A 13,957-nucleotide genomic window follows, 5' to 3' on the forward strand; every position below is an offset into this window, starting at 1 on the left:
GCGCTTGCCTTGCTCTCAGGAATGGTTACTCTCCCCCGATGAACACGACCGACTCCAAATCCATTCATATAGAAGGCGCCCGTCACCATAACCTCAAGGACCTGACCCTGGACATCCCCCGCGAAAAGCTGGTGGTGGTCTGCGGCCCGTCCGGGTCGGGCAAGTCCACGCTGGCGTTCGACATAGTCTATGCCGAGGGCCAGCGCCGCTACGTTGAATCGCTTTCCGCCTACGCCCGCCAGTTCCTGCCCCAGATGGACAAGCCGGACGTGGACAAGGTCGAGGGGCTGTCCCCGGCCATCTCCCTGGAGCAGCAGACCGCCACCCGCAACCCGCGCTCCACGGTGGGCACCGTGACCGAGGTCTACGATTTCCTGCGCGTCTTCTTCGCCCGGCTCGGCAAGTTCTACTGTCCGTCCTGCGGCAAGCCCATCGAGGCCCAGACCACGGACGAGATCGTCGAGACCGTGCTGGCCATGGACGAGGGCACCAAGTTCATGCTCCTGGCCCCGCTGGTGGAGCACCAGAAGGGCACGCACAAGGACCTGTTCGCCAAGCTCAAGAAGGACGGTTTCGTGCGCGTGCGCGTGGGCGGCCGGCTCTACTCCCTGGACGAGGTGCCCGAGCTGGAAAAGAACAAGAAGCACACCATCGACCTGGTCGTGGACCGGCTGGTCATCAAGGACGGCATCAAGAAGCGGCTGGCCGACTCCGTGGAGCTGGCCCTGGAAAAGGGCGACGAGCGCATGATCGTCTCGGTGGTCGGCGGCGACAACGCGGGCGACACCTTCATGTCCACCCTGTCCACCTGCCCGTCGTGCAAGATTTCCATGCCGCGCCTGACCCCGCAGCTCTTCTCCTTCAACTCGCCCCAGGGGGCCTGCCCCACCTGCAACGGCATCGGGTCCGTGGAGTATTTCGAGCCTGACCTGATCGCGCCCAACAAGGGGTTGTCGCTCAACGAGGGCGGCGTGATCCCCTGGAACAACGCCACCCGCCAGCGCCAGTACGGGCCGCAGCTCAAGAAGCTCGGCCAGCGGCACGGCTTCACCCTGGACACGCCCCTGGACCAGTTCTCGGCCAAGGCCTGGGCCGCGCTCTTCTACGGCGACAGCGATACGGGCTGGCACGGCGTGGTGCCCATCCTGGAATACGGCCGCGAGCAGGCCGGCGTCTGGGACCACTGGACCGCCCGGTTCCAGCAGTCCAAGCCGTGCCCGACCTGCGAGGGCGCGCGCCTCAAGCCCGAGGCCCTGGCCGTGCGCGTGGCCGACAAGAACATGGTCGAGTTCACCTCCATGTCCATCCAGCGCGCCCTGGAATGGCTCCAAGGGTTGGAATTCTCCGGCCACGACACGCTCATTTCCGAGCCGCTCCTCAAGGAGCTGACCCACCGCCTCGGGTTCATGGTCAACGTGGGGCTCGAATACCTGTCGCTGGGCCGGAACATGGCCACGCTCTCGGGCGGCGAGGCCCAGCGCATCCGCCTGGCCTCCCAGCTGGGCTCCGGTCTGGTCGGCGTGACCTACGTGCTCGACGAGCCGTCCATCGGCCTGCACCCGCGCGACAACCAACGTCTGCTCGACACCCTGCGCTCGCTGCAACAGCGCGGCAACACCGTGCTCGTGGTCGAGCACGACGAGCCGACCATCCGCGAGGCGGACCACGTCATCGAGATCGGCCCCAGTTCGGGCTGGCTCGGCGGCGAGATCGTCTTCCAGGGCAAGGTCGACGACCTGCTCAAGGCCGACTCCCTGACCGGCAAGTACCTGCGCGGCGACCTGTTCATCGCCCCGCCCGAGACCCGCCGCAAGCCCACGGGCCACATCACCCTCAAGAAGGTCCAGACCAACAACCTCAAGGACCTGGACGTGGACATCCCGCTCGGGGTCATGACCTGCGTGACCGGCGTGTCCGGTTCGGGCAAGTCGTCTTTGGTCATGGACTCCCTGTACAAGCACCTGCTCCTGCGCCAGGGCCAGAAGGCCAACGACCCCGGCAAGATCGGCGGTATCCAGGGGATCGACAAGATCGAGAAGGTCATCTCCATCGACCAGTCGCCCATCGGCCGCACCCCGCGTTCCAACCCGGCCACCTATACGAAAATCTTCGACGAGATCCGCAAGATATTCGCCGGGGCCAAGGAGTCGCGCACGCGCGGCTATCAGCCGGGCCGGTTCTCCTTCAACGTCAAGGGCGGGCGCTGCGAGGCGTGCAAGGGCGACGGCCAGATCCGCGTCGAGATGCACTTTCTGCCCGACGTCTACGTGACCTGCGAGACCTGCAAGGGCAAGCGCTACAACGCCCAGACCCTGGAGGTCGAATACCGGGGCAAGAACATCGCCGACGTGCTGAACATGACCGTGCGCCAGGCGCGCGAGTTCTTCGCCAACCACCCGGCGCTCATGCGCAAGCTCGACGTGCTCGCCGACGTGGGGCTGGAATACGTCCGCCTCGGCCAGCCCGCCACCACCCTGTCGGGCGGCGAGGCCCAGCGCATCAAGATATCCCGCGAGCTCGGCAAGCGCTCTCTGCCCGGCGCGCTCTACATCCTGGACGAGCCCACCACCGGCCTGCACATGCACGAGGTCGGCAAGCTCATCCGCGTGCTGCACCAGCTCGTGGACAAGAACGCCACGGTCATCGTCATCGAACACAACACCGACGTGATCATGGCCTCGGACCACGTCATCGACCTCGGTCCGGGCGGCGGAGAACACGGCGGCCGGATCGTGGCCTCCGGCACCCCCGAGGAGATCATCGCCAACCCCGAGTCGGTGACCGGCAAGTTCCTGGTGTAGGAAGGCCCTCGCCGGGCGGGCGTCTCCGAGCCTCAGCCGTTGGCGAGTCTTCGAGCCCCTACGGATGAGTCCAGCAGCGATCGGGCAGGGCGCTGCCCTGCACCCGGCAGGGAGCAAGGCCCCCGCACCCCCCATCGTCCGCCTGTCGGCGGGGGGGTGTTTTAGTTTGACATGTAATATTATTTAAACAAGGAAGTTACCCAATGTTCATTCTTCGTCTGACCTATGTGAAGCCCCTCTCGGAAATCGACCGGCTCCTTCCGCCGCACCGGGAGTATGTCGCCAAGTATTTCGCCTCCGGGAATTTTCTGTTTTCCGGACGGCAGGAGCCGCGCACGGGCGGGGCGATCATCGCCCGGGCCGGGTCGCGGGCCGAGGTGGAGGCGATCATCCAGGAGGACCCGTTCCTGATCGAAGGGGCGGCCGAGTACGAGATCGTGGAATTCTTGGCGGCCACGACCGCGCCGGACCTGGAAGGGTACAGGGAATCCTAGGGCTTTTCGTGCCGCGAAACAGCGGGTGCGGCGGTTCGTCCTTTGGGGCGGGCCGCCGCTTTGTGCGTTTAGTGGGCGTAAAGGATCGAGGCTGCGCCGGGACGCGGGAGGCGGTCGAAACGATTGTCGCTGAGGGCACCTTCCAACCCACCCGCGTAGAGAGCGGGGACACAGCCGGATAGGTCGAATAGCCATTTTTGTGGGAATATGCGATAATGGAAAATGGTCTTAGTCCATTGCGCCGACTTTGGGGCGGGGCCGGAGACGCATGAAAATGAGAGTGAGGTTCATTCTGGCCGCCGTGGCCGTGCTGGTCTGTCTGGGCGCGGGGATTCCCCATGCGACCGGGGTCTTGCGTATCGGCTACAACCCCGATCTCAACCTCCATGAGCGGTTGCGCCAAGCCCTTGCCATGCTCGGCCTGGAGGTGGAGTTCGTCTCTCTTCCGCCCAAGCGTTCCCTGGCGGAGGCCAATGAGGGCGTGCTGGACGGCGAACTCGGGCGGATAGGCGGATTGTCCGAGGATTATCCCAACCTCGTTATCGTGGACGTCGAGTTGTTCCATGGGGTGGGCCGGGCCTATGTCCTCGAAGAGAGCCCCTATCGTCGGTTCGACGTCGGGATGCTCAAGGTCGTCAGAGTCGGTTCGGTCCGGGGAACCCTGTGGGCCGAAAGGCTCATGGGGGACTTGGCCCTGGAGACCGTGAACAACTACAAAACCCTTTTCAACATGCTCCTGGCCGGGCGGATCGACGTCGCCCTGTGCGGCGACACCAATTACGAGGAAGCTATCGGCGCTGATCGGACACGGTTGGAGGCCATCCGTCGGCTCGACCCGCCGGTGTATGTCACGCCCCTGTATCTGTACCTGAACAAGAAGCATGCGGACATTGTCCCGGCGTTGGAGAAGGCTTTGCTGGAAATGTCCGGCGGGAATGGGTGGCACGATATCGACACGGAGCACACCCCGTTGCCGGTCCTTGGGCCCGACCCGGCCGAGCCTCCCGCGCAATGATGCCGCAACCCGCCCAGCGGAAAGGGCGGCCTGGTCAAGCCGCCCTTGGTGAGTGAATCGTTTTCACCCGCACCTGTTTAGGGTGCGCGCTCAATCGATCCAGGTTCCGGAGTACAGGTAGCGGCCGGTCCGCTGCGCGTCCGCGCATACCGCCGCCCCGACGAGGAAGCGGGCGGCGTTGTCGGCAACGGTCCGCGACAGGGGCAGCTCGATGGCGCTGCCCTTGTACTCGACCTCGACCGTGGACGGCTTCTCCGTAACCCTGACCTCACCCGGGTCGAGCACGGCCATCCCGGCCAGATGCGCCTCAGCCATTCGAATCACTTTGGAACGCATGGCAGCCCCTTTGTTTGGGGGCCACGGTATGGCATTTTCGCTTTTTGGGCAATGCGGGGGCCGAATCCGGCCGTTATCGCCAGTAGATTCGCGTCTTGCGGCGGCCGAACTCGCGGGCCGCGCGGACGTCCTGGCCGAAATAGATGTCGATGCGTCGCCGGTAGCGCCGGTTCATCTTGTCCAGAACCAGATAGGGGCCGTCGAATCCCTCGATCCAGACCTCGGTTTGGTTGTCCAGGCCGAGTTGGATCAGGTCGCGGGAGACCGCGATGGCCTTCATGCCCGGTTTGAGGCGGTTGTTCCAGGCCGCGCGGCGCGGGTTGCCGTCGGTCTGGGCGCGGGTGGAGTTGTAGGCCGTGACCGTGACCTCCAGGCTGTTCCAGAAGGCCACCCGGTTGGGCTGGCTCATGACATAGCCGAGCAGGATGAGCAGGCAGGCGACGAGCAGGGGGATGAGAACGCGCTTCATTGGTCCCTCTGTACCCGGACGTGGGCGGTAGGGCAAGCAGGGCAAGCCGGGCGGTCTCGGCGGGCCGGATGCCCTTCCGTCAGGTTCCCTTTGCCCGGGGCGCTGGATCCATGCTATTCATGCGATATGATGATAAGCGTCCAGCGCCATCCATCCCGCTTCGGGCTCGTGACCGGGGTCATTCTGCTTGCCGCCGTGTGCGCGGCGCTGAGCCTGTCGTTTGCGGCGCGGGTCCTGGCCGTCGGGCCGTACCGCATCGGCTATACCCCGGGCGTGCCGGTTTCCGAGGAGGCCAGGGATCGCCTGGCCGCGGTCTATGAACGGGCCGGGCTGCCGGCGGAGTTCGTGCCCATGCCGCAGAAACGCTCCCTGCTCTTGACCGAGGACGGCACGCTCGACGGGGACGCCGGGCGTGTGGCCGGGCTGGAGAGCCGGTACCCCTCCATGGTCCGGGTGGGCGTCAAGCTCATGGATTTCTACGGGGTGGCCTATGTGGCCGAAGGGCGGCACACGGGCTCGTATCGCGACGAGCTGCTCGACAAATGGAAGGTGGGCTCGCTGAGCGGGGTGGTCTGGCCCGAAAAGATCATGAAGGGGCGGTCGCTGGAGAAGGTCCAGACGTACGACGCCCTGTTCGGCATGCTCCTGGAGGGCCGTATAGACATCGCCCTATGCAGCAGGAGCGGCGCGCGGAAGGCCATGGCCGCCAATCCCGGACGGTACGGTCGCGTCCGCCAGCTGGAGGCGCTCGTATACAAGACCCCGTTCTACCATTATCTCAACAAGAAGAATGCGGCCATCATTCCGCAGCTGGAAAAGGGGCTGCGCGAGCTGCGCGCCGAGGATTATTGGCGCGACGGCGACGGGAACTGACTAGCGGGCCAGGCAGTAGTCCGCGAACAGCCTGAGCAGGGAGGCGGACTGCGGGGTGTCGCGCACCGTGGCCCGGATGGCGGCCACGTCGCGGCCCGAGGCCGAGAGGTCCGCTTCGCGCCGGGCGATGTATTCGCGGATGGCGGGCGCGTCGAACTCGGGATGGAACTGCACGCCCCAGGCGGACTGGCCCACGCGGAAGGCCTGGTGCGGGTCGTGGGAGCCCGTAGCCAGCAGCGTCGCGCCCTCGGGCAGCTTCAGCGCGGTCTGGGAGTGGGTCACGTGGCCCGGAAAGACCTCGGGCAGGCCGCGAAACAGCGGATCGTTCTCCGAGGCGCGGGTGCGGGTGATGGCCGCGGTGCCGATCTCCACCCCATCCGGGTGGTAGTCGGCCCGGCCGCCCAGGGCGTCGGCCATGAGCTGATGCCCGAAGCATATGCCCAGCAGGGGCAGCCCGGCCTCCACGGCGCGGCGCACCCAGGCTGCGGCGTCCCCGATCCAGGGGAGCGCGTCCGTGACCATGTCGTGGGAGCCGGTGATCACGGCGCCCGCATAGTCCGCCGGGTCGGGCAGTATGTCCCCGGCCTGCGCGTTGGCGCACACCCATGAGCCGTCCGCAAGGGCCATGCCCCGCACGGTCCAATCCTCGAAATCGCCGCGTTCGGCGGCATAGTCGGCAAAGGTGCCGCCCGCTTTCACAATCAGGATCTTTTGCATTTCTGTCCTACGAAAATGTAGTTAAATGGCTGTACTAGGGAGATGATGGCCCAACCAGAGTGGGGTGTCAACACCGCCCGGCCAAGGGGGCCCGGCCCGTGTCCGGGGTTGAACAGGCGCGCGGGTTTGCGGTACGCTGGGCCAGACCGAACACAGGGAGACGACCATGAAACCGATGCATATACGTCCCCGCCCGTCGCGGCGGGAATTCCTCAAGGCCGGGGCCATGAGCCTCGCGGCGGCCGGTGTGGCCGGGTGCGCCAAGAACCCGGTCACCGGCCAGAGCCAGTTTATGCTGGTCAGCGAGGAGCAGGAGATCCGGATGGACAAGGAGGCGTCGCCCCAGCAATTGTCCAACGACTACGGGACCACCCTGGACACCTCGATGAATGACTACGTGTCCGGCGTGGGCCGGTCCCTGGCGGACGTGTCCCACCGGCCGCAGATGCCTTACAACTTCCACGTGGTCAACGCCAACTACGTCAACGCCTACGCCTTTCCGGGCGGGACCGTGGCCTGCACGCGCGGCATCCTGCTCAACGTGGACAACGAGGCCGAACTGGCCGCGCTGCTCGGCCATGAGATCGGCCACGTCAACGCGCGGCACACGGCCTCGCGCATGAGTTCGCAGATGGTCATCGGCGGGCTGGCTTCCCTGGGCGGGGCGGCCGTCGGGGCCAAGTACGGCGGCACCTGGGGCACGGTCGCGGGCGGACTGGGCGGCCTCGGGGCCGGACTGCTCCTGGCCTCCTACAGCCGCGACGACGAGCGCCAGGCCGATGCCCTCGGCCTGGAGTACATGACCCGCGCCGACTACAACCCTGAGGGCATGGTCGGGCTCATGGAGATGCTCAACGAGCAGCACTCCCGCGAACCGAGCGCGTTGGAGGTCATGTTCGCCACCCACCCCATGAGCTCCGAGCGGCTGGCCACGGCGCGCGAGGTCGTGAACAAGAAATACTACGGGGCCAAGAAGTACGCCTTCTACCGCGAGCGGTACATGGACAACACCGTGGACCTGCGCAAGCTCGGTCCGGCCATCCGGGACATGCAGGACGCGGAAAAGCTCGGCGGGGAAAAGAAATACGCCGAGGCCCAGGGCAAGATGGGCCAGGCCCTGAAACGGGCCCCCAACGACTATACCGGCCTGCTGCTCATGTCCAAGCTGCTCATCGCCCAGGAGAAATACGGCGCGGCCCTGCCCTATGCCGAGCACGCCCGCGACGTCTATCCTTCCGAACCCCAGGCCAGCCAGGTGGCCGGCGTGCTCCAGCTCAAGGCCAAGAAATACGACCAGGCCCTGGCCAGCTTCGAGGCCTATGACAAGGCCCTGCCCGGCAATCCCTACGTGGGCTTCTACAAGGGGTACGCCCAGGAGGGCATGGGCCACCAGAGGGACGCGGCCGAGGCCTATTACAAGTTCCTGCAGAAGGTGAACAAGGGCCAGCAGGCCCAGCACGCCTACAACCGCCTCGTGGAATGGGGGTATGTAAGGTGAGGTAGGCGGCTTCCGATAGCGGGCCATCCGCACATTTTTCCAGGGGGGCTTTCTCTGTCGGGGATGGTGTCCCCTGTTCCTTTAAGGCGTTGGAAACAAGGAACCCTGCCGCCGGACAATCATCGTCCGGCGGCAGGGTTTTTTTTAGGGTGGGGTGGGATTCTACCGGGCTCCGGCTTCGAGGAACGCGAACGGTTTCACCGGGGTGCCCAGCCGCGCGGCGTCGCCGGAAAACGGCTTGCCGTCGACCAGCAGGACCGAGCCTTGGGTCAGGCTGATTTTTTGCGTCGGGGCCTTGGGCGAGAAATCGATCTCGTCCAGGGGAATCCAGATGATGTAAGGGCTGCGCGGGGACTCGAAGTAGTAGACCTTGTTTTTCTGGTCCGAGACCGCGCGCCATTGCGTCGAACTGATGTTGGGTTGGCCCGGCGTGGTGATGCCCAGGGGCACGGATACGTTGCGGATCACGCCGAACGCGCTGGCCAGCGCCTCGTTGATGTCGGCGGTCTGCGGGATCGCCTTGATGTAGAAGGAGGCCCGGACAAAGCGGTCGCTCGCCCGGTTGGTGCCGGGGAGCATGGTGGTCCCGCCGATGGTGTCCCAGTAGGCCGTCAGGGCGAGCTGCTGGTCGAAGGTGGGCGAGTTGGTCATGACCTGGAACCGGCGGCCGTGATGGATGACCAGGCGGCCGTCCAGGTATTCGAATATCGCCGAATCGCCGCTCGGGTCGGTGATCGACAGGTGCGCGGTTCCGGCGTGTCCGTCCGGGGTGCTGGGCGCGGCGATGTAGAATGCCGCCTTGCGCAGCTCCTCCACCGCCTCGGCCACGGTGGCGAAGCTGTCCAGCACGTATTGGCCCCAGGCCGACAGGGACAGGGCCTTCTTGCCCGGGACCGGCTTTCCGTAATCGGATTCGGCCAGATAGAGGACGTTGGCCACCAGACCGGCCTCGTTCATGCCGTCGATGGTGGTCAGGTCCCATCCGGCCACGGTCACGCTGCCGTATTTCGAGGTCCAGCGGAGGGAATTCGCCCCGGCGGCTCCGTCCCGTTCGATCCCCCGGGGGTAGATCCAGAGGTTCGAGTGCTGCGAGCCCACCCAGTCGTTCGAGCGGGTCGTTATGACGGTATCGTCGGGACCGAGATAGGTGGCCCGGCTGCAGGCGGACGCCGCGCGCGGGCGGGCCAGCAGGACCACCGCGAATACCGCCAGCGCGGCCACCAGGCCGAGGGCCGGCAGGTTGCTTGTCGTCAGATGCATGGTATCGGCTCCTTCATAATGACTACGGAATGTCGTGTCCGGTGATCCGAATCCCCCGGTGCGGCGTTAGCCGCCGCACTTGGTGTAGGCGCAGGATTTGCACATGTGGCAGCCTTCCTCGAAGACCAGGGGCTCGCCGCACTCGGGGCAGAGCTCGCGGTTCAGGGAGGCGACTTCGCCGTCCACGTGGTCGCCGCTGAGGTAGCGGGACTCGAACACGTAGGCGATGGCGTCCGGGATGGACTTGACCAGGTGCTTCTTCATGAACTTCGGATTTTCGCCGCCGATGCCCTTGAGCTGCTGGACGATCTCGCGGACCTCCACGCCGGAGCGCAGGGCCAGGGAGACCAACCGGCCGATGGCCTCGGCCTTGGCGGTGATGGAGCCGCCGGACTTGCCGATGGTGGCGAAGACCTCAAACGGCTTGTTGTTGATCTCGTTGACGGTCAGGAAGAGCATGCCCAGGCCGGTGGGAATCTTCTGAGTGAAGCCGTAGATGACGTCCGGGCGGTCCTTGACGATGGACTTGCCCTTGGCGGCCTCTTCCTTTTTCTTCTCCGCGTCGCCGGTGCACAGGACCTGGGAGGTCTTGGAGCCGTCGCGGTACACGGTCACGCCCTTGCAGCCGTACTCGTAGGCCTTCCAGTAGATGTCCCAGATGTCTTCCTTGGTGGCGGAGTTGGGCAGGTTCACGGTCTTGGAGACCGCGTTGTCCGTGAATTTCTGGAAGGCGGCCTGCATCTTGAGGTGCCAGATGGGCTCCACGTCCATGGAGGTCACGTAGACCGAGCGCAGGTGCTCGGGCAGGTGGTCCATCTTCTTGATGGACCCGACCTTGGCGATCTCCTCCATGAGCTTGCCGGAGTAGGCGTCGGCGTCCTTGAGGGCGGCCTCGAAGTACGGGTTGGTCTCGACCAGCTTGTCGTTGTCCATGACGTTGCGCACGAAGGACAGGGCGAAGAGCGGCTCCACGCCGGACGAGCAGCCCGCGATGATGGACAGGGTGCCGGTGGGCGCGATGGTCGTGGTGGTGGCGTTGCGGTACGGGCCCAGGTTGGCCGCGCCGAAGGTGGACTCGGGGTAGGTGGCGAACTCGCCGCGCTCGGCCGCCAGCTGTTTGGAGGCGCTACGGGCCTCGGCCTGGACGAACTTCATGACCCGCTCGGCCATGTCCACGGCGGTCTGGGAGTTGTAGGGGATTTTCAGCTGGTAGAGCAGGTCGGCCCAGCCCATGACGCCCAGGCCGATCTTGCGGTTCTTGCGCACCGTGTCGGAAATCTGGGGCAGGGGGTAGACCGAGGCGTCGATGACGTTGTCCAGGAAGCGCACGGACAGGTGGATGATCCGCTTGAGCTCGTCCCAGTCGATCTCGGAGTCCTTGCCGTTCTTGCCCTTGGCAAAGCACAGGCCGAGGTTGATGGAGCCCAGGTTGCAGGCCTCGTAGGACAGCAGGGGCTGCTCGCCGCACGGGTTGGTGGACTCGATCTCACCCAGCTTGGGGGTCGGGTTGTCGCGGTTGATGCGGTCCAGAAAGACGATGCCGGGGTCGCCGGACTCCCAGGCCTTCTGGACCAGGATGTTGAAGACCTCGCGGGCGTTGAGCGTGCCCACGGCCTTGCCCGAATTGGGCGCGATCAGGTCGAAGTCCGCCTTGTCGTGCACGGCCTGCATGAAGGCCTCGGTCAACCCCACGGACAGGTTGAAGTTGTTCAGGTCGCCGTCGCGCTCCTTGGCCTTGATGAACTCCATGATGTCCGGGTGGTCGATGCGCAGGATGCCCATGTTGGCCCCGCGCCGAGTGCCGCCCTGCTTGATCTGCTCGGTGGCGCAGTTGAAAATTTTGAGGAAGGACAGGGGGCCCGAGGCCACGCCGCCGGTGGAGCCGACCACCGAGTCCTTGGCCCGCAGGCGGGAGAAGGCGAAGCCGGTGCCGCCGCCGGACTTGTGGATCATGGCCGCGTGCTTGACCGCGTCGAAGATGCCCTCGATGTCGTCCTCGACGGGCAGGACGAAGCAGGCGGCCAGCTGGCCGAGGTCGGTGCCCGCGTTCATCAGGGTCGGGGAGTTGGGCAGGAAGCGGTAGGAGGTCATCAGGTCGTAGAAATCCCGGGCCAGCTTGGCGGGCTTGGTGGTGGATTTCTCGTACTTGGCCTCTTCCTGGGCAATGGCCGAAGCCACTCGCCAGAACAGCTCCTTGACCGTCTCGTACACCACTCCGTCGAGGTCCTTGCGCTGGTATCTGCGCTGCAAAACTATCTTTGCGTTTTCATTGACGATCGGGTCCGGAAGATTGGCGGGCATTTTGAGTTCTGGCATGAGTGAACCTTTGTAACTGTTTAAAATACTTTGAAATTATTGATGATCGCGCCGACGATTGTATCTGGCGCTAGAGAATGTCTAGACTACAGAAACCGACCCAAAAAGACCAGTCAAAATTCGGTTGAGCGAACAAAAAACCGGGAACCCGCATGGTCCGTGAGCTCCCGGCTTCATCGCGCATATGATAATCAATACTATTTTGAAATTGTCTTGTCGGAGGAAACGATTTTGTCGGCGGGAGGGTGGAAAAAGGCCCCCGCGCCGGGGCGCGGAGGGCCGATTGAGCTAGTCGTGGGAGGAAGGTTTTCTCAGGACGTGGAATTGGTAGCCGTATGCGCCGGGATACCGGCGGTGGAGGTCTATCTCGTGGCGGGTCATGTCGATGATGGTCCGGCCGTCCGGGTCGTCGCCGTAGACCGGCTCGATCGCGTCCAGCCGTTTCTCCACGTCGCCGTAAAAGGCGTCCCAGCAGGCCGCGTCGATGGTGAAGTCGCCGAGCACGTCGTAGCCCGCCTTGCGGGCGGCCGCGTTGTTGGCCTGCGCGGTGCGCATGGCCGGGTAACCCCGGGACCAGAACTCGCGCAGTTCATCCGGCGCGGATTCGGGTTCGATCAGCCAGACCGCGTCCGTGAAGCACAGGCAGCCGCCGGGCTTGAGGAACGGCTTCCACTGCGCGAGCGCCTTGTTCACGCCCAGGATGTAGGCTGCGCCCTCGCACCAGATCAGGTCGAAGGACTCGGGCTCGGCCCGGACGTCGCCCATGTCCATGACCGCGGCGATGGTCCGGTCCGCCACCCCGGCGGTTTGGGCACGCGCCACCAGCGCGTCGAGGAACGGGCGGTACACCTCGGTGGCCGTGACCGTGCCGCCGGATAGCTGCGCCAGGGGGACGGTCGCCCCGCCCGAGCCGCAGCCCAGCTCCAGGATTTCCGGCTTGTCCGGCAATCCTTCACACAGCCGGTAGGCCCGTTCGGTCATGGCGAAGCTGCCCGGCCCCTCGCGGTCCAACCCTTCGTATATCTTGAAGAACAATTCCATAAATCTACCTGATTCCCTGTTGATGTTGAGGATTTCATGGGGCGCGGCGGCCATGGCCCGGATGGCCGATATCTCGGAGTCCGGGATGCGCAGGGCGCGCAGGAACCGGTCGTGCCTGTCCGGGTCGCTGTGCTCGAAGCGGACGTGCCAGTCGCGCATGTCCGCCTCGGTGAACCCGGCCGCGGCCAGCAGGGAGACCCAGGTCGCCTTGTCCATGGCCTCGGCCTCGGCCAGGAGGTCGGCCCGGCCGAGCAGCCCGGCCACCAGCCGCTGCTGCTCCCTCAGCCCGTCCATCTCCCGGTTCAGTTCCACGAGCCGGTTCTCCAGCGCCCCGGCCACCGAGGTTTCGGCGTGGCCGTCGAGCATGCGCCGGATCTCGTCCAGGGCGATGCCCGCCCGCCGGTATTCGCGGATGCGCGCCAGCCTTGCGTCGTCCGCGTCGGAATATTGCCGGTACTCGCCCTTGGCGTGACCGGTGGGGCGCAGCAGGCCGATGCGGTCGTAGTAGAGCAGGGTCGAGCGCGACAGCCCGTGCCGCTTGGCCAATCGTCCCACCGTGTACATGTCCGCGCGCTCCTTTGTTATGTCAGCATCTCGCAGGTATCCAGATAGTGTCCGAGCATACGCTCGAGCAGCGCCGTCTGGGCGGCGAAGGTTTCGGGCTTGCCGGCGAGCCCGTCGTTGCCCGCCTCGGTCAGGGCCGTGACGTGGTGCGTCCAGGTGAGCCGGGTCCCGCCGCCCTCGGGCGAGATTCCGATGACGAAATGGATGACCCGGTCCGGGCCCGTGCGCACGAACTCCAGCCGTTCGCACGGCTCATACCGGCTGGTCAGCCAGACCTCGGGCCCATGGTCCGGGAAATCGGTCCGGAACACGCAGCCGAGTTCGTTGACGCCGGATTCACTGCGCAGGACCTCGCAGCGCCAGTGGGCGATCCAGTCGTATTCACGCACCGGGCAGAGCAGGGGCCAGATGGCCTCGGCCCGATGATCCAGAAACATTTCGGCCGACACCGTGAGCCGTCCGGGGTTGAATGCAGCCATGATTTTCTCCTTTTGGTTGTTGGTCGCGAGGTCATGGCTGCGCTATGAACCTATAGACAGGTCAAGGCATCGGGCAACTTTTTTTCCCGGAGGG

At 65.3% G+C, this 13,957-nt stretch carries 12 protein-coding genes; 5 read left to right on the forward strand and 7 right to left on the reverse strand.

The genetic code is table 11. From position 1 onward, the window contains the following. Positions 1-38: 38 nt before the first annotated feature. From uvrA to ACR42D_RS02035, 3 genes are all read left to right on the forward strand, one after another. Entirely contained in the window at positions 39-2,801 is a 2,763-nt protein-coding gene (gene uvrA, locus ACR42D_RS02025; RefSeq protein WP_484565208.1) for an excinuclease ABC subunit UvrA, read from the forward strand. A gap of 203 nt (positions 2,802-3,004) precedes the next feature. Then, positions 3,005-3,295 carry a YciI family protein gene (locus tag ACR42D_RS02030; RefSeq protein ID WP_484565209.1) on the forward strand — a complete coding sequence of 97 codons (291 nt, stop codon included), beginning with the start codon at positions 3,005-3,007 and terminating at the stop codon, positions 3,293-3,295. Positions 3,296-3,563: 268 nt separating this feature from the next. Then, on the forward strand, positions 3,564-4,310 hold the full coding sequence (locus tag ACR42D_RS02035) for a substrate-binding periplasmic protein (RefSeq protein ID WP_484565210.1): 747 nt from the start codon (positions 3,564-3,566) through the stop codon (positions 4,308-4,310). Positions 4,311-4,400: 90 nt separating this feature from the next. Here ACR42D_RS02035 and ACR42D_RS02040 read toward each other — a convergent pair whose 3' ends face one another. Both ACR42D_RS02040 and ACR42D_RS02045 read right to left on the reverse strand, forming a co-directional pair. Next, positions 4,401-4,625 (reverse strand): hypothetical protein, encoded by a 225-nt coding sequence (locus ACR42D_RS02040; protein WP_484565211.1) that lies wholly within the window; start codon positions 4,623-4,625, stop codon positions 4,401-4,403. A gap of 94 nt (positions 4,626-4,719) precedes the next feature. Next, positions 4,720-5,115, reverse strand: a complete 396-nt coding sequence (locus ACR42D_RS02045; protein ID WP_484565212.1) for a 3D domain-containing protein — start codon at positions 5,113-5,115, stop codon at positions 4,720-4,722. Positions 5,116-5,241: 126 nt separating this feature from the next. Between ACR42D_RS02045 and ACR42D_RS02050 the strand changes: the two genes are divergently transcribed. Further along, entirely contained in the window at positions 5,242-5,988 is a 747-nt protein-coding gene (locus tag ACR42D_RS02050; RefSeq protein ID WP_484565213.1) for a substrate-binding periplasmic protein, read from the forward strand. Here the strand turns inward: ACR42D_RS02050 and ACR42D_RS02055 are convergent, their stop codons facing one another. Beyond that, the gene (locus tag ACR42D_RS02055) at positions 5,989-6,705 is read right to left on the reverse strand and encodes a glutamine amidotransferase (RefSeq protein WP_484565214.1); all 717 of its coding nucleotides are present in this window, start codon (positions 6,703-6,705) and stop codon (positions 5,989-5,991) included. Positions 6,706-6,871: 166 nt separating this feature from the next. On the opposite strand from ACR42D_RS02055, the gene ACR42D_RS02060 reads away from it, so the two are divergent. Then, on the forward strand, positions 6,872-8,203 hold the full coding sequence (locus tag ACR42D_RS02060; protein ID WP_484565215.1) for a M48 family metalloprotease: 1,332 nt from the start codon (positions 6,872-6,874) through the stop codon (positions 8,201-8,203). A 162-nt stretch (positions 8,204-8,365) separates the two neighbouring features. Here ACR42D_RS02060 and ACR42D_RS02065 read toward each other — a convergent pair whose 3' ends face one another. The 4 genes from ACR42D_RS02065 to ACR42D_RS02080 form a co-directional block, all read right to left on the reverse strand. Further along, positions 8,366-9,463, reverse strand: coding sequence for a linear amide C-N hydrolase (locus ACR42D_RS02065; protein WP_484565216.1), 1,098 nt, complete (start codon positions 9,461-9,463; stop codon positions 8,366-8,368). 66 nt (positions 9,464-9,529) lie between these two features. Continuing rightward, positions 9,530-11,779 carry a vitamin B12-dependent ribonucleotide reductase gene (locus ACR42D_RS02070; protein WP_484565217.1) on the reverse strand — a complete coding sequence of 750 codons (2,250 nt, stop codon included), beginning with the start codon at positions 11,777-11,779 and terminating at the stop codon, positions 9,530-9,532. Positions 11,780-12,067: 288 nt separating this feature from the next. Continuing rightward, complete coding sequence (locus ACR42D_RS02075) at positions 12,068-13,384, reverse strand: MerR family transcriptional regulator (RefSeq protein WP_484565218.1); 1,317 nt, start codon at positions 13,382-13,384, stop codon at positions 12,068-12,070. Positions 13,385-13,401: 17 nt separating this feature from the next. Beyond that, the gene (locus tag ACR42D_RS02080) at positions 13,402-13,863 is read right to left on the reverse strand and encodes an SRPBCC family protein (protein ID WP_484565219.1); all 462 of its coding nucleotides are present in this window, start codon (positions 13,861-13,863) and stop codon (positions 13,402-13,404) included. Positions 13,864-13,957 lie beyond the last annotated feature (94 nt).

Origin of the sequence: Pseudodesulfovibrio sp. lm2024, from assembly GCF_051175575.1 — a bacterium.
Taxonomy (GTDB): domain Bacteria; phylum Desulfobacterota; class Desulfovibrionia; order Desulfovibrionales; family Desulfovibrionaceae; genus Pseudodesulfovibrio; species Pseudodesulfovibrio caledoniensis.

Excerpts from the sequence above, each read along its gene's own strand:
- ACR42D_RS02040 (WP_484565211.1), bottom strand. The coding sequence starts at position 4,625 with ATGGCTGAGGCGCATCTGGCCGGGATGGCCGTGCTCGACCCGGGTGAG.
- ACR42D_RS02065 (WP_484565216.1), bottom strand. The coding sequence starts at position 9,463 with ATGCATCTGACGACAAGCAACCTGCCGGCCCTCGGCCTGGTGGCCGCG.
- ACR42D_RS02055 (WP_484565214.1), bottom strand. The coding sequence starts at position 6,705 with ATGCAAAAGATCCTGATTGTGAAAGCGGGCGGCACCTTTGCCGACTAT.
- ACR42D_RS02070 (WP_484565217.1), bottom strand. The coding sequence starts at position 11,779 with ATGCCAGAACTCAAAATGCCCGCCAATCTTCCGGACCCGATCGTCAAT.
- ACR42D_RS02035 (WP_484565210.1), top strand. The coding sequence starts at position 3,564 with ATGAAAATGAGAGTGAGGTTCATTCTGGCCGCCGTGGCCGTGCTGGTC.
- ACR42D_RS02050 (WP_484565213.1), top strand. The coding sequence starts at position 5,242 with ATGATGATAAGCGTCCAGCGCCATCCATCCCGCTTCGGGCTCGTGACC.
- ACR42D_RS02080 (WP_484565219.1), bottom strand. The coding sequence starts at position 13,863 with ATGGCTGCATTCAACCCCGGACGGCTCACGGTGTCGGCCGAAATGTTT.
- ACR42D_RS02045 (WP_484565212.1), bottom strand. The coding sequence starts at position 5,115 with ATGAAGCGCGTTCTCATCCCCCTGCTCGTCGCCTGCCTGCTCATCCTG.
- ACR42D_RS02030 (WP_484565209.1), top strand. The coding sequence starts at position 3,005 with ATGTTCATTCTTCGTCTGACCTATGTGAAGCCCCTCTCGGAAATCGAC.
- ACR42D_RS02075 (WP_484565218.1), bottom strand. The coding sequence starts at position 13,384 with ATGTACACGGTGGGACGATTGGCCAAGCGGCACGGGCTGTCGCGCTCG.
- ACR42D_RS02060 (WP_484565215.1), top strand. The coding sequence starts at position 6,872 with ATGAAACCGATGCATATACGTCCCCGCCCGTCGCGGCGGGAATTCCTC.
- uvrA (WP_484565208.1), top strand. The coding sequence starts at position 39 with ATGAACACGACCGACTCCAAATCCATTCATATAGAAGGCGCCCGTCAC.